The organism is Microbacterium sp. ZXX196, from assembly GCF_009709595.1.
In the GTDB taxonomy this organism is placed as follows: domain Bacteria; phylum Actinomycetota; class Actinomycetes; order Actinomycetales; family Microbacteriaceae; genus Microbacterium; species Microbacterium excoecariae.
Map to the genome: position 1 here is coordinate 132,531 of NZ_WMEE01000005.1, position 20,538 is coordinate 153,068.

Sequence of the window (20,538 nt, forward strand, 5' to 3'; positions counted from 1 at the left end):
CTGATGCATTACGTCGCCCATGCCAGCGCGAAGCTCACGGCCCACACCTCGTCAGAGATCTCCTGTCGCGTCACCGCTTAAGACTCACCCAGCCGGGAGCGAAACCTCTTGATCAACACGGCCTAGAGACGCGGATCCCCGGGCCCTCGCGAGGGCCCGGGGATCCGTCTGCGCGGCGTTACTTCTCGAGCGTCGCGGCGCGGACGATGCCCGTGACGCCGAACACGATGAGCGCGGCGCCGATGAAGATCCACAGCCAGAGCGCCGTCATGAGCGGCGAGATGATGACGAAGACGCCGGCGATAATGCTGATGATCGCGAACGCGATCGTCCAGCCCTTGTGCGCCTTCTCGCCGCCGGGCCCCGCGCTCTGCGCGCTGCTCAGCGTCGTGAGCGAGACGATGCCGTCCACGATCCACGCGATGCCGAGGAACGTCGTGAAGATGACGGCGAGAAGGAGGGTCGTCACGCCGAGGTTGCCGAAGGCCAGGACGCCGGCGGCGAGGAACACGAGGCCCAGCACGATGAGGCCCGCGCGCGTCCATCCCGGCGTGCCCTTCACGAAGATGCCGCTACCGAGGTTCAGCAGCCCGCCGATGATCGCGTACACGGCGAGGAGGATCGTGACGGCCACGGCCGACTTCACGGGCCACACGAGCACCGCGATGCCGAACAGCAGGGAGAGGACGGCGCCGGCGAGGATGATGGCGCGCAGGCTGCGGCGCACGCCGAACTCGGGACGAACATCGGTGGACATGCGGCCTCCTAGGCGCGGGTGATGCGGACATCGCCGAGACTACCGCGGCCGCGCTCCCACCAATATCCCGCCGGCCGCGGGCCGCGCGCCGCGGGGAGCGGGCGGGCCTGGCAAAACGCGATACATCGTGTTTTAATGGCCCCGAACGAGATATATCTCGATCGGATCCGCGGTGGCGGGGAACAGGGGAGCAGGCGATGGCCGAAGAGAAGTGGATCATCCAGCCGGGCGAGACGCGCGTCATCGACGTCGCGGGCGTGACGCGGCTGAAGGCGGCGCTCGTGGGCGGGCAGATCGACATCGTCGGGCACGACGAGGAGCACACGCGCATCGAGGTGCACGGCGTGGCGGCGAAGGAGCTGCGCATCGAGATGTCGGGCGCCGAGCTCGAGATCGACCACCCCCAGCTGCGCTGGGACAACTTCCTCACGACGTTCGGGCGCCTCGGCGCGTCCGGCCCGCGCGCCGAGATCAGCGTCGCGGTGCCCCGGGCCGTCGCGCTCTCGCTCGGCGTCGTGTCCGCGTCCGCCCTCGTGGCGGGGCTCGCGGCGGGCGCGACGATCAACACGGTCTCGGGCGACGTGCTCGTGGACGGCCTGGCGGGGGACCTCCATACGCACGCGGTCTCGGCCGACATCCAGGTGCGGGGCCTCGAGGGCGCGTTCTCCACCGACATGGTCTCGGGCGACGTCGCGGTCGCCGGCGCCGTGACGACGGCCGACGTCAACACCGTCTCCGGCTCCGTGCTCCTCGACGCCGAGGGGGAACTGCGCGAGGCGCAGGTGAACTCCGTGTCCGGATCCACAACGATCCGGCTCGACGACGACTACCCCGCGGCGTACACCGTGCACACCCTCAGCGGGCGGGTGCAGGTCGACGGGTCGTCGCGGTCCCGCAACTACGCGGGCCGCGCCGGCGTGCTCTCGGGCATGTTCGCCGACGTGCGGGTTAACTCCGTCGGCGGCGACGTCTCGGTGCTGCGTCGCGGCGGGGGCGCGCCGCCCGAGCCGGTCGACACCGAGGTGGAGTGGCCGAACCAGGCGGGGGAGCGCGCGTGATGGCGGCCGTGTTCAGCCACGGTGACCTGCGCCTGTACTTGCTGGCCCTCCTCGAGGAGCGCCCCCTGCACGGGTACGGCATCATGCAGGCGCTGTCGGAGCGCACGGGCGGCACCTACACCCCCAGCGCCGGCACGATCTATCCGCGGCTCGCGAAGCTCGAGGAGGAGGGGCTCGTGACGAAGACGCAGGACGGCCGGACGGCCGTCTACGCCATCACCGACGCGGGCCGTGCCGAGGTGAGCGGCCGCGCGGAGGAGGTCGCGGGGATCCAGGACGGGCTCTCCGACTCGGTCCGGATCATCGCCGACGGCGTGCGGCAGAACGTGCGTGAGGCGATGAAGAGCCTCCGCGCGGACCTCGCGGCGGCCGGCGCGGCGCCCGCGGACGACGAGCCCCCGGCGGCGGATCCCCGCGGCGCCGCGCGCGCCCAGCAGGCGCGGGCGGAGGCGGCGCTGTCCACTTTCCGCGCGACCCTCCGCGCGGACCTGCGTACGCACGTCGCCCGGGGCGGGGTGCTCGCCCCCGAGCTCGTCGACGCGCTCCAGCGCGACCTCGACGGCGTCGTCGCCCGGGCCCGGGCCGCGCTCGGCCGCTGAGCGCCCCGCGTGGGGGCGTAGGATCAAGGGGAGATGACGACCCCGACCCTGCGCCCCTGGCTGCGGATCGCCGTCTGGGTCGTCGGGTGCGTCGCGTACCTCGCCGCCATCATGTCGCGGACGTCCCTGTCCGCGACCGGCGCGATCGCGAGCGACCGGTTCGACCTGACGAGCGACAACCTCGCGACCTTCGGGATCCTGCAGCTCCTCGTCTATGCGGGCGTGCAGATCCCCGTCGGCATGCTGATCGACCGGCTGGGCGCGCGCGCCGTGCTCCTGTCCGGCCTCGTGATCGTCGCGGGCAGCCAGCTCCTCATCGGCTTCGGCGAGACGTTCGCGGCGCTGCTCGTCGCCCGCGCGTTCGCGGGGCTCGGCGACGCCATGATCTTCCCGTCGGCGGTGCGGCTCACGGCCGTGTCCCTCCGCCCCGCGTGGATCTCGACCGGGACGCAGATGATCGGCGTCGTCGGAAACTTCGGCATGGTCGTCACGGCCACGCCCCTCGTGTGGCTCGTGGCGGCGGCCAGCTGGCCCGCCGGCTACGCCGTCATGGCGGCCTTCACCGGAGTGGTCGCCCTGGCGGCGGGGGCGATCCTCTCCCTGATGGGGCGCGATCCCTCCCGCACGGCGAACGGCGAGAGCCTCGGATCCGTCGTCCGCGGCACGGGCGAGGCCCTGCGCGAGCCCGGGACCTGGCTGGCCTTCACGACCCACCTCATCACGAGCGCCGCGTTCACGGCGTTCGTCGTGACGTGGGGGCCGCTCTTCCTGGAGCACGGGGCGGGGCTCGACGCCGGCGGTGTCGGCGCCTACCTGCTCGTCATCCCGCTCGTGGGGATGGTCGCCGGCCCCGTGTTCGGGCGCGCGACCGCGGGGCGCCCGCGGCTGCGGCGCGCGATCATCGCGGGATCCGTCGTGTTCCAGATCGTGGCGTGGGCGCTCGCCCTGACCTGGCCGGTGCCGACGCCGCTGCCCGTGCTGGGGATCCTCGCGGTCGCCACCGCGCTCGGCGGCCCCGCATCGCTCATTGCGTTCGACCTCTCGCGGCACTATGTTCCCGGCCACCTCGCCGCGCGCGCAAACGGCGTCGTGAACAGCGGCGGGTTCACCGGCGCGCTCCTCATCATCTGGCTCACGGGCGCCATGCTCACGGCGCAGGGCGCGGTGACGCCCGACGACTACACGATGGCGCTCTTCCGAGTCGCGTACCTGCCGATGCTCGCGATGCTCGCGGTCGGCCTCATCGTCTTCCTCGTCCTGAGCGCGCGGATCCGCCGCTCCCGCGCGTAGGCGCTGCGGGCCTGAGGGGCGGGCGAGGCGCTCCCATAAATGCGACGCGCGCCGTAGGCGAGGCCTACGGCGCGCAAAGCGAGAACAGCGGTGGTCAGACCCTCGCGGGCCCGTCGTCCTCGTCATCGTCCTGGTACATGTCGGCCCAGCGGTCGACGTACTGGTCGTCGTTGTTATGCGTGAGCTCGCGCTCCAGCGCCGAATAGTCCACGGTGGGACTGAACGACTTCAACTCGCGAGCGAGTTTGGTGTGCTTCGCCTTCTGACGGCCACGCCCCATAACGCGTCGACCCCCTTCAACGTCGATCTGCGGGTGATTGCTCAAACCCTGTGCAGATGCAGCTTTCATGGCACCGGTAAATACCCCGGAAAGAGTAGGGTCTAGGATACCACGGGGCCTGAACCGCGGGCTCCACAGGCAGGAGGTACGCGCTCATGTCCGACCCGCAGAACGGTGTTCCCACGCCCGTCGAGCCCCCGCACGGGGCCGTGATCGCGGCGATTATTCCGGATCAGAGCCCGCGCGTCGTCATGGAGGCGGCGCGCTACGCGAAGCTCCAGGGCGTGCCGCTCGTGATCGCTCACGTCGACGTCACGCGCTTCGTGACCTACGAGGACCCGGACGGCGTGCCGCACACGGCGCCCATCGACATCAACGTCGATGCCGGCGCCGAGGAGCTCGCGACCGTGACGGAGCAGGTCGCCCGTCACCTGGAGGGACTCGGGGTGGAGTGGTCGACGACGCAGCTCGTCGGCGACCCCGCGCTCGCGCTCAAGCACTTCGCGCAGAAGATCGACGCGCCGCTGATCGTGCTCGGCACGCGCAAGCGCGGCTTCGGCGAGTCGCTCCGCGAGTTCTTCACGGGATCCGTCGCCGCGCGCCTGTCGCACCGCCAGCACCGCCCGCTGCTCGTCGTTCCGGTCGAGGAGCCGGTCGCCGACGACAAGGACATCTGGGAAGAGGACTGAGCGCCGCGCGCCCCGCGATCGACGGGGTCCAGCTCCCCCTCGTGATCGCGGGCGGCGCGCTCGGCGCGCTCGCGCGGCACCTCGTGTTGTTGCCGAGCGACGGCTCCCTCCTCGTCCTCGTGGCGATCAACATCGGCGGATCCGCCGTCCTCGGCCTCGTGACCGGGGCGCTGGGCGACCGCGGCCGGTGGCGCGCCTTTTGCGGCACGGGGGTGCTCGGCGGGTTCACGTCGTACAGCGCGCTGGCGCCGTTCCTCGGGGCGCTGCCGCTCGCGGGCGTCGGGGCGGTCGCCGGGTACGCCGCGCTCGCCGTCGCGTCGCTCGCGGCGGTCGGCGCGGCCCTCGGCGGGCTCGCGACGGGGTCCGCGTGGACGCGGGGGAGGCGCGCGTGATGCTCGCGCTGGCGATCGCCGCGGCGGGCGGCGTCGGCGCCGGCCTGCGCTGGGCCGCCGACGTCGCGCTCTGGCGCTGGCGGGCCGGCGGCTTCCCCTGGCCGGTCTTCCTCGTGAACGTGTGCGGATCCCTCGCCCTCGCCTTCCTCGCGGGAGCCGCGGGTCGCCTGATCGCGCCCGACGCCCTCGCGATCGTCGGCACGGGCCTGCTGGGAGGGCTGACGACCTTCAGCACGGTCTCCGTCGACGCGGCCCAGATGTGGCGCCAGCGGCGGTACCGGGCCGCCCTCGCGAACGCGCTGGGCACGCTCGCCGCCTGCGGGCTGGCGGGGACCGTCGGCTTCGCGGCCGGCGCCGCGCTCGCCTAGGCGCGCGCGGGCGAGAACCGGGGGGATAACCCGCTGGCGCGACGCGCGCGCTGTGGAACACTGGGTGAGCTGGATACACCCGCGTATCGGATCCGTGTCCGGCATCGTCCGCGCCGCCGCACCCCGGGGATCCCTCTGTGTCGAATCTCGCCGTTCTCAGCCTGAAGAACCGCGCCCTCATTGCGCTCATCACGATCTGCGCCGCCATCTTTGGCGGCGTGTCCCTCACGAGCCTCAAGCAGGAGCTGATCCCCGCGGTCGAGCTCCCCGCGCTCGTCGTGACCGCCGCGTACCCGGGCGCCTCGCCGGACGTCGTCGAGGCCGACGTCGCCACGCCGATCGAGGAGGCGATCCAGGCGGTACCCGGGCTCGACTCGACGAGCGCGACGAGCTCGACGAACATGGCGGTCGTCCAGGCGATGTTCGACTACGGCACCGACATGGCGACCGCCGAGCAGAAGATGCAGCAGGCCATCAGCCGCATCTCGGGGCAGCTGCCGGCGGACGTGGATCCGCAGGTCGTGGCGATCTCGCTCGACGAGCTCCCGGTCATCCAGGTGGCCGTGTCGGGCTTCGACGACCAGGCGACCGTCGAGGATCAGCTGGACGCGATCGCGATCCCCGCGATCGAGGACGTCGACGGCGTGAGCTCCGCGTCGGTCGTCGGCGCGACGGGCGAGCGCGTCACGATCATCCCGGACGCGGAGGCGCTGCAGGCCGCGGGCCTCACGCAGCAGGCGATCACGGACGCCCTGGAACAGAACGGCACGCTCTTCCCTGGCGGCGAGATCACGGAGAACGGCGAGACGCTTACGGTCCAGACGGGCGTGAAGCTGACTTCGCTCGACGACCTGCGCGCCCTCCCGCTCATCTCGAGCGCGGAGCCGCAGGTGGATCCGCTCACGGGGCAGGTCACGACCCCGGAGACATACACGCTCGACGACGTCGCGTCGGTTGAGCGGGAGGACGACCCCGTGTCCTCGATCTCGCGGGTAGACGGCGAGGACGCCATCACGATCTCCGTGACGAAGCTGCCGGACGGGAACACCGTCGAAGTCTCGGAGGGCGTGCTCGCGGCGCTCGACGAACTCGGCGACCAGATCCCGGGCGCGGAGTTCACGGTCGTGTTCGACCAGGCGCCGTTCATCACGCAGTCGATCGAGACGCTCGCCGTCGAGGGTGTGCTCGGGCTCGTGTTCGCGGTCCTCGTGATCCTCGTCTTCCTCCTGTCGATCCGCTCGACGCTCGTGACGGCGATCTCGATCCCCACGAGCGTCTTGATCGCGTTCGTCGGGATGCAGGCCTTCGGGTACTCACTCAACATGCTGACCCTCGGCGCGTTGACGATCTCGATCGGCCGCGTCGTCGACGACTCGATCGTCGTGATCGAGAACATCAAGCGGCACTACGTCGAGGGCGCGGACAAGGGCGACGCGATCCGGCTCGCCGTGCGCGAGGTCGCGGGCGCGATCACGGCGTCGACCGTCACCACGGTCGCCGTTTTCCTCCCGATCGCGTTCGTCGGCGACATGGTCGGAGAACTCTTCCGCCCGTTCGCCATGACGGTCACGATCGCCATGCTCGCATCGCTGCTCGTCGCACTGACGATCGTCCCCGTGCTCGCGTACTGGTTCATGCGGCCGGGGAAGCCGCTGCTCGACGACAACGGCGAGCGCATCGACCCGGAGCACCCGGACGCGCCCCCGTCGCGCCTGCAGAAGGCCTACGCGCCGATCCTGTCGTGGACGATGAAGCACTCGTGGGTCACGCTCGGGCTCGCCGTCGTCGTCATGGTGGCGACGGTCGCGATGGCGCCGCTCATGAAGATCAACTTCCTCGGCGACTCGGGCCAGAACTCGTTCACGATCACGCAGGACGTCGGCGACACGGCGAGCCTCGAGACCCAGGACGAGGCCGCGCGCCAGGTCGAGGACGCGATCGCGGGCATCGACGGCATCGAGAGCGTGCAGGTGACGATCGGATCCAGCGGCAACTCGCTCATGGCGATGTCCGCGGGCGGCGCGGGTACCACCTACTCGGTCATGACGAACGAGGACGCCGACCAGGCGGCCGTGCAGGCCGACGTCGAGGAGGCCCTCGACGGGCTGGACGGCGCGGGCGAGCTCTCGGTGCAGGCGGCCGAGTCGATGGGCACCTCGAGCGACATCACGGTGCAGGTCGAGGCCGCGAACGACGACGACCTGCGGGCGGCGACCGACGCGCTCGTCGCGGAGCTCGACGGGCGCGACGGCCTCGGGGCCATCTCGAACAACCTGTCGGCGTCGATGCCGTACCTCGCCGTCAAGGTGGACCGCGAGGCCGCCGCGGAGCGGGGGCTCACGGAGGCCGCGGTCGGCGCGATCGTGAACGGCGCCATGCAGTCGCAGGAGGCCGGATCCGTCGAGATCGACAACGCCTCCCTCACGATCTACGTCTCGCGCGAGGATCCGCCCGCCACGGCGCGGGAGCTCCGCGAGCTCGAGATCCCGACGGCGACCGGCGTCGTCGAGCTGCAGGACATCGCGACGGTCGAGGAGGCGACGAGCCCGTCGTCCATCACGACGGTCGGCGGCCTGCGCACCGCCACGATCACGATCCCGCCGGCGAGCGACGACCTCAGCGCCGCGACGGTCTCGGTGCAGGCGGCGCTCGACGCGGTCGAGCTTCCCGACGGCGCCACGGCGTCGATCGGGGGCGTGGCGGAGGACCAGGCGGACGCGTTCGCGCAGCTCGGGCTCGCGATGCTCGCCGCGATCCTCATCATCTATATCGTGATGGTCGCGACGTTCAAGTCGCTCCGGCAGCCGCTGCTACTGCTCGTGTCGGTGCCGTTCGCGGCGACGGGCGCGATCCTCCTCCAGGTGATCACGGGCGTCCCGCTGGGCGTCGCGAGCCTCATCGGCGTGCTGATGCTCATCGGCATCGTCGTGACGAACGCGATCGTGCTCGTCGACCTCGTGAACCAGTACCGGTCGCATCACGGCCTCTCGGCGCGCGACGCGACGCTGGCGGGATCCTCGATGCGTCTGCGCCCGATCCTCATGACGGCGCTCGCGACGATCTTCGCGCTGACGCCCATGGCGCTCGGGATCACGGGCCACTCGGGCTTCATCTCTCAGCCGCTCGCGATCGTCGTGATCGGCGGCCTCGTGTCGTCGACCTTCCTGACGCTCATCGTGCTCCCGACGCTCTACAACCTCGTCGAGGGCGCGAAGGAGCGACGCGCCGCCCGCCGCGCGCCGCGGGACGCGGAGCCGGCCGGCGCGGCCGCCGCGACGATCGACGCCCCGGTCTACCGCTCGCGGCGCGCGCACCGGGAGGACTGAGCGCCGCCCAGCGCGGCCCCGGTTCCCTTCCACGAAGGGAACCGGGGCCGCGCGGCGTCCGCGGGGCGTGTACCCGGCCCACGGTCGGGCGCTTCCCAGGTGCGCGCGATACTCTGTCCTGTCGGCTCTGGGATGCCGCGTCGTATGCGCGGGTGTGTGTTGTGTCCTAAATGGCCGCAATGACACCTATGGAAGGTGCGTACTTTCGCATGCCCAAGAACAAGAAGCCCGCGGGCGGACGCCCCGCGCAGAACTTCGACCCCCGCTACGCCAAGAAGTCCGGCGGCCCGTTCCGCGGGAACGACCACCGCGACGGCGGGCCCGGCCGCAAGCCCCGCTGGTCGCGCGACGACCGTGACGCCCGCTCGGGCGAGGGTCGCGGATCCGGCGAGCGCCGCTTCGACCGTGACGAGCGCCCGCGCCGTTTCGAGGACCGCGGCGACCGCGGCCCGCGCCGCGACGACCGCCGTTCGGAGAACCGCGGATCCGGCGAGCGCCGCTTTGACCGGGGCGACCGGGGTCCGCGTCGCGACGATCGTCGTTTCGAGGACCGGGGTCGCCGGTTCGACCGTGACGACCGTCCGCGTCGTTTCGAGGACCGCGGCGATCGCGGCCCGCGTCGCGATGACCGGGACGACCGTCCGCGCCGTTTCGAGGACCGGGGCGACCGGGGTCCGCGTCGCGACGACCGTCGTTTCGAGGACCGGGGTCGCCGGTTCGACCGTGACGACCGTCCGCGTCGTTTCGAGGACCGCGGCGATCGCGGCCCGCGTCGCGATGACCGGGACGACCGTCCGCGCCGTTTCGAGGACCGGGGCGACCGGGGTCCGCGTCGCGACGACCGTCGTTTCGAGGACCGGGGTCGCCGGTTCGACCGCGACGACCGCCCGCGCCGCTCCGACGACCGCGGGCCGCGCCGCGAGAACGCCGGCGAGCGCGCGTGGCAGGACCGCCGCGAGGAGCAGCGCCCGCAGCGCTCGGCGCAGCAGGAGCAGCACATCGACGTCGTGCACGAGCGCCTGACGGCCGAGGCCGTCGCGGCCGAGGTCACGGAGGGCCAGTCGTTCGGCGACCTGGGCCTCGGCGACAACATCGTGCGCGCGCTCGCCGAGCTCGGCGCCCCGTCGCCGTTCCCGATCCAGGCCGCCACGATCGCCCCGATCATCGCGGGCAAGGACGTCCTGGCCCGCGGCCGCACCGGCTCGGGCAAGACGATCGCCTTCGGCGCTCCGCTCGTCGAGTCGATCCTCCGCGGCCGCGTGGGCAAGATCCGCGCCTATGGCCGCGCGCCCCAGGCGCTCATCCTCGCCCCGACGCGCGAGCTCGCGCTGCAGATCGACCGGACCATCCAGCCGATCGCGCGCAGCGTGGGCCTGTTCACGACCCAGGTCTACGGCGGCGTGCCGCAGGCGAAGCAGGTGGGCGCGCTGAAGAAGGGCGTCGACATCGTCATTGGGACCCCGGGGCGCATCGAGGACCTGCAGAACCAGGGCAAGCTCGACCTCAGCGAGGTGCGCATCGCCGTCCTCGACGAGGCCGACCACATGTGCGAGCTCGGCTTCCTCGAGCCCGTGCAGCGGATCCTGCGCCTCACGCAGGCCGAGGGCCAGAAGCTCCTGTTCAGCGCGACGCTGGACCGCGAGGTCTCTGCGCTCGTCGACGAGTTCCTCAAGGACCCGCAGGTCTACGAGGTCGCGGGCGAAGACCAGGACTCGGGCACGATCGACCACCAGGTGCTCGTCGTCGACCAGCGCCGCAAGCGCGACGTCATCGAGCAGCTCGTCGACCGCGACGGCCGCACGATCGTCTTCACGCGCACCCGCGCCTTCGCCGACCAGCTCGTCGAGCAGCTTGAGGACTCGGACATCCGGGCCATCGCGCTGCACGGCGACCTGAACCAGGCCAGGCGCACGCGCAACATCGAGCGCTTCTCGCAGGGGCGGATCCGCGTGCTCGTCGCGACGGACGTCGCCGCGCGCGGCATCCACGTCGACGACGTCGACCTCGTCGTGCAGGCCGACGCGCCGGACGAGTACAAGACGTACCTGCACCGCTCGGGCCGCACGGGCCGCGCGGGTCGCGAGGGCCGCGTCGTGACGCTCATCCCGCGCAACCGCCGCCGCCGGATGAACGAGCTGCTGGAACGCGCCGAGATCGAGGCGCCGTTCCTCGACGCCGAGCCCGGCGACGCCGTGATCGACGAGATCGCGGGCGCTCAGCTCGTCTGAGCGACGCGCGCACGAGGGGCCGCCGGGTGATCCGGCGGCCCCTCGTCGTCTGCGCAAGAATGGGCGTGAGGAACCGAGGAGGATATCCATGTCACACGCCCCCGTCGATCCCACGGGTCAGCAGGTCCGGCTCGCGCGAGGCGAGGTCACCGCGCACATCGCCCAGGTGGGGGCCGCGCTGCGCGGGCTCACCGTGCGCGGCACCGCAATCGTCGCGCCGTACCCCGAGGGGCGGATCCCCCCGATGTCCTCCGGCACCACGCTCGTGCCGTGGCCGAACCGGATCCGCGACGGCCGGTGGGCGATGACCGATCCGCACGGGCGAGAGTACGACGAGCAGGTCCCGGTGTCCGAGCCCGCGCGCGGGACGGCCCTCCACGGCCTCCTGCGCCACACGCCGTACGTCGTCGCCGAGGACGGCGAGAGCGCGACGCTGACGGCCGCCGTTGTCCCGCAGGACGGCTATCCGTTCGCCGTCGAGACGGTCGTGCGATACGCGCTGACCGACGACGGGATCCGCGTCACCTACGCGCTGACGAACGTCGGCGCGGACGCGGCCCCCGTGGCGGTCGGCACGCACCCGTTCTTCCAGATCGAAGGCGTGCCCGGCGCGGACCTCACCCTCACGCTGCCGGCGGAGACGTGGTTCGACGTGGACGAGCGCCTGCTGCCCCTCGACGAGCGCGCGATCACGGCGCAGAAGGACCTGCGCGGCGGCGTGCGCCTCGGCGACGTTGATCTCGACCGCGCGTACGGATCCCTCGCGCGCGACGAGCACGGGCTCGCCGGCACGACGCTGCGGGCCCCGGACGGGCGGACCGTGACGATCTGGCAGGACGAGGCGTTCGGGTACGTGCAGCTGTTTACGACGGACGCCTACCCGGGCCAGGACCGCACGGTCGCCGTCGAGCCGATGACGGCGCCGCCGGACGCGTTCAACAGCGGCGAGGGCGTGCGCTGGCTCGAGCCGGGCGAGCGGTGGGAGCTGTCCTGGGGCGTGGCGTATTCGGGGTGAGGGCTCCCGCGCGGGCGAGAATGGATCCATGACCCCGCCCCTCCCGCCGTCGCGCGACGCGGCGCGTCGCGAGCGCGTGACGCGGCGCCGCCGCCGCACGGTGGCGACGGCCGCGGCCTGCCTCTCCGCGGCCGCCATGCTGCTCGCGGGCGCCGGCATCCTCGCGGGCGCCGGCGAGGATCCGTCCTACGCCGCGGAGGCATCCCCCACGCCGAGCGCGTCGCCCCGCCCGACCGCCGCGGCGACGACCGAGCCGGCCGCGCCCGCGTTCTGCACGGACGCCGTCGTCGAGGCCGCGACCGCCGGCGTCGCCGACGCGCTGGCGGAGGCGGCGGGCGGCGCGGAGGCACTCCGCGCGGCGCTCGTCGACGGCGACGCGAGCGACTGCGTCGACCTGGCCGATCCCACCGCCCAGTGGGCGCTCGTGAACAAGCAGCAGAGCGTGGATCCGATCGACGACGCGCCGAGCGTCGTCGCGCCCGCGACGTACAGCCCCGTGGGCGGCCAGCTCGTGCCGGACGCCGCCGGGGCGCTCGACGCGCTCGCGCAGGGCGCCCGCGACGCAGGCGCGGGGGAGATCGCCCTCTCGAGCGGGTATCGCTCGTACGACGACCAGGCCACGGCGTACGAGTCGCAGGTCGACGCCCTCGGGGAGGAGGAGGCCGACCTGACCTCCGCGCGACCGGGCTACAGCGAGCATCAGCTGGGACTCGCCGCCGACGTCGTCGCCTGCGACGCGGCCGGGTGCGGCACGATCTACGACTTTGGCGGCACCGCTCAGGGCGCCTGGGTCCAGGAGAACGCGTGGCGCTACGGGTGGATCACCCGGTACGTCGGGGAGAGCACCTCGGAGACCGGGTACGAGCCCGAGCCGTGGCACCTCCGCTACGTCGGCACCGCCCTCGCCGAGGCCTACGTCGAGGGCGGCTACGCGACGTGGGAGGACTTCCTCGGCGCCCCCGCCGCGGCCGACTACGAGTGACGCCTCAGGCGACGGCCCCGACGACGAAGCACGTGGCCGTGGCCGCGAGCGCGGCGAGGACGAACGCCGTGTCGCGCCGGCGCCAGGGCGCCCGGTGTCGCTCGGTACGCGTGGCGTGCGCGCCGAACGCGCGGGCGTCCATCGCGAGGGCCACGCGCTCGGCGTGACGGATCCCGCCCGCGAGGAGCGGAACGAGGAGCCGGGGCGCGGCGAGCGGACCCGCGCCGCGCGTGCCGCGGACCCGGTGCGCCTGGCGGATCACGCCGAGATCGTCCCGGAACCGCGGCACGAACCGCAGCGCGGCGAGGGCCGCGTATCCGACGCGATAGGGGATCCGCGCCCCCGCCACGAGGGCCCGGACGGTGTCCGTGCCGTCCGTGGTCAGCCCCGGCACGAGCGCGAGGCCGAGGAGGGCCGCGAGGCGCAGCCCCGTCGCGATGCCGGAGGCGGGGTCGCCCCACGCGCCGAGGCCGACGGCGAGGATTCCGCCGACCGCGGGGAGCGCCACTCCGAGCCACAGCGCGAGGCGGCGCGAGGGCCGGGTGCCGGCGAGCAGGGTCGCGTAGACGAGCGCGAGGACGAGCGCCGGGGTGAGCGGGTCCCGCACGAACACGAGGCCCGCCATGGCGGGCACGACGCCCGCGAACTTCGCGAGGGGGTGCAGCCGCGACAGGGGGCCGGCGAGCGGCGCGGGCGGCGGATCCGCCTCGCGTGGCACGGGGAAGACCTCGATGACGTGCGTGGCCCGCTCCGCCACGAGCCGCGGGTCGTGCGTGACGACGACGATCGTCGTGCCCGCCCGGCGCAGCTCCTCCACGAGGTCGAGGAGCGCGTCGGCGCGCGCGCCGTCCTGCCCGTACAGCGGCTCGTCGAGCACGAGCAGCCCGCCCGGCGCCATCCCGACGAGCGCGGTCGCGACCGAGAGCCGCCGCTTCTGGCCGCCCGACAGGTGGAACGGGTGGCGGTCCGCCAGCTCCGCGAGGCCGAGGCGGCGGAGGATCCGATCGACCTCGGCCTCCCGCTCCGCGGGCGGGAGCCCCGACCCGCGGAGCCCGACCTCCAGCTCCGCGCGCACCGTGTGGGCGACGAACTGGTGCTCGGGGTTCTGGAACACGAAGCGCACGCGGTCCCGCGCGCGCCGCGCGTCCGCCCCGTCGACGAGGACGGCGCCCGAGGCCGGCGCGATCAGGCCGGCGATCGCCTGCGCCAGCGTCGTCTTGCCGGAGCCGTTGGGGCCGACGACGGCGGTGAAGGATCCGCGGGGCACCCGCGCGCTGAGGCCGCGGACCGCGTCCTGCCCGCCGCGGCGGAGCGTGACGTCGTCCACGACGACGAGGTCGCCGGCCGGGCGGGGCCCCGCGGGGCGCGCGTGCCGGGGAGGGCGGATCCCGAGCGCGCCCAGGGCGGCACCGCGCTCGGCGAGCAGGCGCGCGGGCGGGCCGTCGAGCGCGACGGACCCGTCGTGGTCGAGCACGACGAGCCGGGTCGCGAGCGGCAGGGCAACGTCGAGGTCGTGCTCGATGAGGAGGACCGCGCGCTCGCCGCCGGCCGCGGCGTTCGCGAGCGCCCGGGCGACCTCGGCCGTGCCCTCCGGGTCCAGCATCGCGGTGGGCTCGTCGGCGATGAGGACGGCCGGATCCGTCGCGAGCGCGCACGCGATCGCCAGGCGCTGGCGCCCGCCGCCGGAGAGCGCCTGCGGGTCGTCGCCGCGGCGCTCCCACAGACCCGCTGCGCGCAGCGCGCGCTCGGCGCGCGCCGCGATCTCGTCCGCGGAGACGAGGAGATTCTCGAGGGCGAACGCCACCTCGTCGAGGACGGTCGCGGTCACGACCTGCGCGTCCGGGTCCTGGAAGACGACGCCGACACTCGCGGACAGCGCCGCGGGGGCGGCGCGCCGCGCGTCGACGCCGGCGACCGTCGCCTCGCCCGAGACCTCGGCGCCGTCCTCGTGCGAGAGGAGGCCCGCGATCGCGCGCGCCAGGGTGGACTTGCCGGATCCGCTCGGCCCCGCCAGGAGCACGACCTCGCCCGCGCGGATCTCGAGCGTGACGTCGCGCAGCGCGGGGCGCGCGGATCCGTGGTGCGTCACGCCGAGCCCGCGGAGCGAGACGAGCGAATCCGTCACGGCGCGGCGCGGCGCGGCCGGACGCCGGCCCTCTCGAGCGCGCGCCCGACCGCGAGGCCGACGAAGGTCCACGCGATGGGACCGGCCACCGACAGCGCGACGTAGGCGACCTGCGCCCAGAGCGGCAGGCGGGCGAGGTCGGCCGCGAGCCAGACGACGAACGCGACGAGGGCGCCGATCGCGGTGGCGGACAGGAGGTAGCGCCACCATCCCCAGGCGCGGTAGCGGAAGAGGGCCGCGACGAGCTCCTGGATCCCGCCGAACAGGAGCGCCGTGCCGAGAAATTGCGGGGCGTACACGGGCGCGAGAGCGCACCCGACGAGGGCCGCGAACAGGTGCGTGATCAGGGCCACCCACGGCGCGCGTAGCAGTTCCTGCGCGATGATGCCGGGCAGGACGTGCACCCCAAGGAGGAAGCCGTAGACGAACGGCGCGGCCGCGAGCACGGGGATCGTGAGCCAGCCCTCGATGGCGCCGAGGAGCCCCGTCGCGACGGCGACGGCGGCGCAGACGAGCAGGACGCGCGTCGAGAGAAGTAAGGGTCGGCTCACTCCTCGAGCCTACGGCGTCGCGGGCCGGTCGCGGATCCGTGCCGAATGGGGGAATGCTGGGGATCGGCGCCCGCCGTCTCTCCACAGGCCGACGGTTCGGCGGCGGTCGCTCGTAGGCTGGGAGCATGACGTTTTCCCCGCCGTACGACGACGCCCCCGACGACGGCTGGTTCCCCCCGGAGGAGCCCCCGGAGGACGCCTACGCCGAGTACGCCGGCGGCCCGATCGAGTGGGCGGATCCGTTCGCCGGCGGCGCCGTGCCCGCCGCGTCCGCGCCCGCCGCGGCGCGCGCGGCGCGCTATGCGACGCCGATCGAGGCGCTGCGCACCGTCTATGGGTTCGACGATTTTCGGGGAGACCAGGCCGAGATCGTCGATCATGTCGCGGGCGGCGGCGACGCGATCGTCCTCATGCCGACGGGCGGCGGCAAGAGCGTCTGCTATCAGGTCCCCGCGCTCGTGCGGGAGGGGACGGGCCTCGTCGTCTCGCCGCTCATCGCGCTCATGCACGACCAGGTCGAGGCGCTGCGCGCGAACGGCGTGCGCGCCGAGTACCTGAACTCGACGCAGGCGCCGGCCGAACGCGCTGCGGTCGAGCGCGCCTACGTCGCCGGCGAGCTCGACCTGCTGTATGTCGCGCCCGAGCGCCTCAGCGCGCCCGCCACGCGCGACCTTCTTGCGCGGGGCACGCTCAGCGTCATCGCGATCGACGAGGCGCACTGCGTCAGCCAGTGGGGGCACGATTTCCGGCCCGACTACCTCGCGCTCGGCGACCTCGGATCCGCCTTCCCCGGCGTGCCGCGCATCGCGCTCACCGCGACAGCGACGCGCGAGACGCACGCCGAGATCACCGAGCGGCTGCACCTGGGAAACGCGCGGCACTTCGTCGCGAGCTTCGACCGCCCGAACATCCAGTACCGCATCGAGGCCAAGACCGACGCCCGGCGCCAGTTGCTGCAGTTCGTGCGATCGCAGCCGGAGGGATCCGCGGGGATCGTCTACGCGCTGAGCCGCAAGTCCGTCGAGCAGACCGCGACCTATCTCCGGGGGCAGGGCATCGACGCTGTGCCGTACCACGCGGGGCTCGACGCCGAGACGCGCGCCGCGCACCAGGCACGCTTCCTGCGGGAGGACGGCGTGGTCGTCGTCGCGACGATCGCCTTCGGCATGGGAATCGACAAGCCCGACGTGCGGTTCGTCGCCCACATCGACCTGCCGAAGTCGGTCGAGGGGTATTACCAGGAGACCGGCCGCGCGGGCCGCGACGGCGGGCCGAGCGTCGCGTGGATGGCGTACGGGCTCGGCGACGTCGTCCAGCAGCGGCGCATGATCACGCAGGGCGACGGCGACCGGGCGCGCCAGCAACGCCAGCAGCAGCACCTCGACGCGATGCTCGCGCTGTGCGAGACGGTCTCGTGCCGCCGGCAGAACCTGCTGAACTACTTCGGCCAGCCGTCGGATCCGTGCGGCAACTGCGACACGTGCCTCGAGCCGCCGGAGACCTGGGATGGCCTGGTCGCGGCGCAGAAGCTCATGTCGACGATCGTGCGCCTCCAGCGCGAGCGGGGGCAGTCCTTCGGCGCGGGCCACCTCGTGGACATCCTCCGTGGGGCCGACAACGAGCGGATCCGCCGGTTCCGCCACGATCAGCTGTCGACCTACGGGCTCGGATCCGACCTGTCGGACCAGGACTGGCGCAGCGTGATCCGGCAGCTCCTCGCGCGCGGGCTTCTCATGCCGCAGGGGGAATACAACACCCTCGGCCTCACCGACGCGTCCGGCGGGGTGCTGCGGGGCGAGACCCCCGTGCCCCTGCGGCGCGACGTGATCGGTCGCCGGGCGCGGCCGGAACGCGCGCGGAAGGCGTCCGCGGCCGACGACCTCGATCCGGCGGCGCGGAACCTCTTCGAGCGGCTCCGCGAGTGGCGCGCGGCCGAGGCGCGTGAGCAGGGCGTGCCCGCCTACATCGTGTTCGGCGACGCGACGCTCCGTGCGCTCGCGGAGCACCGGCCCGCCACGACCGCGCAACTCGACGCGATCAGCGGCATCGGGGCGAAGAAGCGCGAGGCCTACGGCGACAAGGTCCTGGCCGTTCTCGCGGCCGATATGTGACCATTTCGTTATTCCCTTTGGGTCAAATTCACCCTTGACGCCACCCGTATATCGGCCAGGCTGGTGGTTGTGTGGGTCCACGCGGGGCGCAACCTGGGAAGTAGTGCCTGTCGAGAGCCGCGAACCCGAGGCCCAACTCGCCTCGGTCCGCAGTTGTACGTAGGCAAGGGGATACCTTGCGTACCCAAAAGACAGGCTGGCTCTCGCGCGGCGACGCGCGATGACTCACGAAGAGAAGACTCGGCGCGGGCGCCGTGGTCACGACCGCCGCCGTGGTCGGCGGCGTCCCGGCGACGGCGGCCGAGGCGGACGATTCCGAGGCCCTGGCCGCGGTCCTCACAGCGGAGCTGCTGGGCGAGGCGGACTATTTCGAGCAGAAGCTCGGGTACACCGGTGACCGCGCCTACACGGTGAACGCCATCAACGTGCAGGTGCTGAGCGCTGCGGCGGAACCGCTCGTCGACCTCTCCCTCGCCTCCTCATCGGTGCGCGCGCTCGCGTATGACACGGCGATCGTCGTGGATCCGGACCCGGTGGATCAGGGCGGTCAGACGACCATCACCGGTTCGGGCTTTGAGCCCGACGAGACGGCGACGTCTTCGCGGACGACGTCATGGTCGGCGACGATGGCACCTTCACGTTCCTGCAAGACGTCCGGTTCTGTTTCCGCTACGTTCGAGGTGGTCGCCGCGGCGACCGCCGGATCCGGCGATGACGGACTGCTGGCGACGGGCGGTGACCCGACCGGAATCGTCCTGCCGGTCGCTGTCTTCATGCTTCTGGCCGGCGGCACGCTGTTCGCGGTGACTCGTCGACGCAAGGACCTTGTGCACAGCGAGTGAGTAAGACCAGCAAGAGCCGTGAGGCGGCTCGTGGCGGCTCGGGGACTCCCCGGGCCGCCACGGCCGTGTCCGGCCAGACGATGTTCCGCACGCGCCGGTGGTGGATCCGCGCGATCGCGATTCTCGCGACGCTGTTCACTGCCTGGCACGTGTTCGCCTCGTTCCTGTGGATCGCGCCCTGGGCGCCCCTCCGCGAGGTCGTGCCGACCAAGGTGCTCTCCGGCTACATGATCCCGATGTTCGGCCAGTCGTGGAGCGTGTTCGCGCCCGAGCCGATCAACGGCGACTACCGCTTCGAGGTCCGCGCGCTCGTCGACGGCGAGGCGACCGAGTGGGTCAGCGCGTCCGACGTCGAGCTGACGATGATCCAGTACCGCCTCTTCACGCCCCGCGCGGGGATTCAGGCGATGGACGTGTCGAGCCAGTTCCGCGGCGCGTGGGCCGACCTCGACGAGGACCAGCGCGAGGTCGCCGAGCTTAACTACTTCAAGGCCGACGGGGAACAGCGCATGGGCGAGGCGATGAAGGCGTACGGCGAGGATCCGCTCCTCGTCGACGACTACGTCGCCCAGGAGCACCGCGCCACCGCGTACGCGACGCAGGTCGCCCTCGCCATCTGGGGCGACGACGTCGAGCAGGTCCAGTTCCAGGCCACGCGGCAGAACGTCATCCCCTTCGCGGAGCGGCACGATCCGGACGCCGAGCGGCCGGGGATCCAGTACTCGCCGACCGGCTGGCGCGGCCTCGTCGTCAACGAGGGCCAATCCGAGGAGAACTTCGCCGACGTGTTCCGGGCGGCATACGAGCGGATGGAGCAGGAATGAGCCGGGCCACACAGGCCGCGAGCGACGCGGGTCGGCGGGCGGGCCAGATCGCCCGCGCCACCCCGCGGGCGATCGGGCGGCTCCTGCGCGAGGCACTCGAGACCGCGTGGGGCGCGATCGTGCGCACAGCCGCGGCTCTCGAGGTCTGGCTGCTCGACTCCAAGAAGTCGCTCTACGGCATCGCGGTCACGCGCATGGTGCTCGGCCTCACGGGCATCGGGCTGCTCCTGACGAACTTCTCCACGCGCCTGTACACCTTCGGATCCGGATCCGCGTGGAACGGCGAGGCGGCGGAGCCCGTCAGCGACTTCCCGAAGATCTGGATCTTCAGCCTATTCGACTCGGTGCGGCTCGACGACGGCCCCTTCACGGTGCTCTACCTCGCGCTGCTCGCCCTCGCGGTCCTCGTGACGCTCGGGTGGCGCATCAAGATCGTCCTGCCGGTCTACCTCGTGATGTGGGTCAGCTTCATCGAGATGACGGACGCGGTCGGCGATCAGGGCGACAACATGTACCGGATCGTCCTCCTCATCCTCCTGTTCGCGGATCCCGCCGCGCGGTGGTCGCTCGACGCCCGGCGGCGCCGGCGCGGGGGAGACAAGACCGTGCTCCCGCGCGAGATCAGCACGCTGCTCCACAACCTCGCCCTCGTGGCCATGGCGACGCAGGTGTTCTTCGTCTACGTCTCGGGTGGCCTCTACAAGGCGGGCGGATCCCCGTGGTCCGGCGGCTACGCCGTCTACAACCCGCTGATGACCGAGCGATTCGGCACGTGGCCGGTGCTGAGTGAGCTCATCGTGGCGTGGGGGCCGGCCGTGACGATCGCGAGCTGGGGCTCGATCCTGCTGCAGATCGCGTTCCCGTTCCTGCTCCTCGCGCGCCCGACCCGCATCGTCGGCCTCATCGGCATCATGAGCTTCCACATCGGCATCGGCGTGCTCATGGGCCTGCCGTGGTTCTCGCTCGCGATGATCGGCATCGACTTCATCTTCATACGCGACCGCACGTGGCGGCACATCGCCGACCGGGTGCGCGCCAGCTACGGCTCACCCGAGCGATCCGACAATCCGGAGGTCGCACAGACCGCGACCTGATTGTCGG

General features: G+C 72.5%; 18 protein-coding genes. 14 read left to right on the top strand and 4 right to left on the bottom strand.

Annotated elements, in window-relative coordinates; all coding sequences use genetic code 11:
- Positions 1-178: 178 nt before the first annotated feature.
- Entirely contained in the window at positions 179-757 is a 579-nt protein-coding gene (locus GJQ66_RS06960) for an HdeD family acid-resistance protein (protein ID WP_155048628.1), read from the bottom strand.
- Positions 758-954: 197 nt separating this feature from the next.
- Here GJQ66_RS06960 and GJQ66_RS06965 point away from each other — a divergent pair, with 197 nt between their 5' ends.
- Genes GJQ66_RS06965 through GJQ66_RS06975 form a run of 3 tightly spaced genes read left to right on the top strand, consistent with a single transcriptional unit; the run spans position 955 to position 3,704 of the window.
- A complete protein-coding gene (locus GJQ66_RS06965) occupies positions 955-1,815 on the top strand; it encodes a DUF4097 family beta strand repeat-containing protein (protein WP_155048629.1) in 861 nt (286 codons plus the stop codon).
- A complete protein-coding gene (locus GJQ66_RS06970; RefSeq protein WP_155048655.1) occupies positions 1,815-2,414 on the top strand; it encodes a PadR family transcriptional regulator in 600 nt (199 codons plus the stop codon). The genes GJQ66_RS06965 and GJQ66_RS06970 overlap by 1 nt, the downstream gene beginning before the upstream one ends.
- A 33-nt stretch (positions 2,415-2,447) precedes the next feature.
- Positions 2,448-3,704: a nitrate/nitrite transporter gene (locus GJQ66_RS06975; RefSeq protein ID WP_155048630.1), complete on the top strand. Its 1,257-nt coding sequence runs from the start codon at positions 2,448-2,450 to the stop codon at positions 3,702-3,704.
- Positions 3,705-3,798: 94 nt separating this feature from the next.
- On the opposite strand, the gene GJQ66_RS06980 is transcribed toward GJQ66_RS06975, so the two are convergent.
- Positions 3,799-3,984 carry a DUF3073 domain-containing protein gene (locus tag GJQ66_RS06980; RefSeq protein ID WP_155048631.1) on the bottom strand — a complete coding sequence of 62 codons (186 nt, stop codon included), beginning with the start codon at positions 3,982-3,984 and terminating at the stop codon, positions 3,799-3,801.
- Between the two features lie 155 nt (positions 3,985-4,139).
- Between GJQ66_RS06980 and GJQ66_RS06985 the strand changes: the two genes are divergently transcribed.
- The 7 genes from GJQ66_RS06985 to GJQ66_RS07015 all read left to right on the top strand — a co-directional run bounded on the left by GJQ66_RS06985 (position 4,140) and on the right by GJQ66_RS07015 (position 12,984).
- A complete protein-coding gene (locus GJQ66_RS06985) occupies positions 4,140-4,673 on the top strand; it encodes a universal stress protein (RefSeq protein ID WP_155048632.1) in 534 nt (177 codons plus the stop codon).
- 41 nt (positions 4,674-4,714) lie between these two features.
- Positions 4,715-5,065, top strand: coding sequence for a CrcB family protein (locus GJQ66_RS06990; protein WP_230379402.1), 351 nt, complete (start codon positions 4,715-4,717; stop codon positions 5,063-5,065).
- Positions 5,041-5,433 (top strand): CrcB family protein, encoded by a 393-nt coding sequence (locus GJQ66_RS06995; RefSeq protein ID WP_368732757.1) that lies wholly within the window; start codon positions 5,041-5,043, stop codon positions 5,431-5,433. Before GJQ66_RS06990 ends, GJQ66_RS06995 begins: the two co-directional genes overlap by 25 nt.
- A gap of 137 nt (positions 5,434-5,570) precedes the next feature.
- A complete protein-coding gene (locus GJQ66_RS07000) occupies positions 5,571-8,759 on the top strand; it encodes an efflux RND transporter permease subunit (RefSeq protein ID WP_368732758.1) in 3,189 nt (1,062 codons plus the stop codon).
- 209 nt (positions 8,760-8,968) lie between these two features.
- Positions 8,969-10,987: a DEAD/DEAH box helicase gene (locus GJQ66_RS07005; RefSeq protein WP_155048633.1), complete on the top strand. Its 2,019-nt coding sequence runs from the start codon at positions 8,969-8,971 to the stop codon at positions 10,985-10,987.
- Between the two features lie 88 nt (positions 10,988-11,075).
- Entirely contained in the window at positions 11,076-12,002 is a 927-nt protein-coding gene (locus tag GJQ66_RS07010; protein ID WP_155048634.1) for an aldose 1-epimerase family protein, read from the top strand.
- Positions 12,003-12,030: 28 nt separating this feature from the next.
- Entirely contained in the window at positions 12,031-12,984 is a 954-nt protein-coding gene (locus GJQ66_RS07015) for a M15 family metallopeptidase (RefSeq protein WP_155048635.1), read from the top strand.
- A 4-nt stretch (positions 12,985-12,988) separates the two neighbouring features.
- Here the strand turns inward: GJQ66_RS07015 and GJQ66_RS07020 are convergent, their stop codons facing one another.
- Positions 12,989-15,109, bottom strand: coding sequence for an ATP-binding cassette domain-containing protein (locus GJQ66_RS07020; RefSeq protein ID WP_155048636.1), 2,121 nt, complete (start codon positions 15,107-15,109; stop codon positions 12,989-12,991).
- On the bottom strand, positions 15,106-15,660 hold the full coding sequence (locus GJQ66_RS07025) for an ECF transporter S component (RefSeq protein ID WP_368732759.1): 555 nt from the start codon (positions 15,658-15,660) through the stop codon (positions 15,106-15,108). Before GJQ66_RS07025 ends, GJQ66_RS07020 begins: the two co-directional genes overlap by 4 nt.
- Before the next feature lie 125 nt (positions 15,661-15,785).
- Between GJQ66_RS07025 and recQ the strand changes: the two genes are divergently transcribed.
- The 4 genes from recQ (at position 15,786) to GJQ66_RS07045 (ending at position 20,531) form a co-directional block, all read left to right on the top strand.
- The gene (gene recQ, locus GJQ66_RS07030; RefSeq protein ID WP_155048637.1) at positions 15,786-17,771 is read left to right on the top strand and encodes a DNA helicase RecQ; all 1,986 of its coding nucleotides are present in this window, start codon (positions 15,786-15,788) and stop codon (positions 17,769-17,771) included.
- Positions 17,772-18,025: 254 nt separating this feature from the next.
- A complete protein-coding gene (locus tag GJQ66_RS07035; RefSeq protein WP_155048638.1) occupies positions 18,026-18,613 on the top strand; it encodes a hypothetical protein in 588 nt (195 codons plus the stop codon).
- The gene (locus GJQ66_RS07040; RefSeq protein ID WP_368732760.1) at positions 18,610-19,437 is read left to right on the top strand and encodes a DUF5819 family protein; all 828 of its coding nucleotides are present in this window, start codon (positions 18,610-18,612) and stop codon (positions 19,435-19,437) included. Before GJQ66_RS07035 ends, GJQ66_RS07040 begins: the two co-directional genes overlap by 4 nt.
- Positions 19,434-20,531, top strand: a complete 1,098-nt coding sequence (locus tag GJQ66_RS07045) for an HTTM domain-containing protein (protein WP_155048639.1) — start codon at positions 19,434-19,436, stop codon at positions 20,529-20,531. Before GJQ66_RS07040 ends, GJQ66_RS07045 begins: the two co-directional genes overlap by 4 nt.
- Positions 20,532-20,538 lie beyond the last annotated feature (7 nt).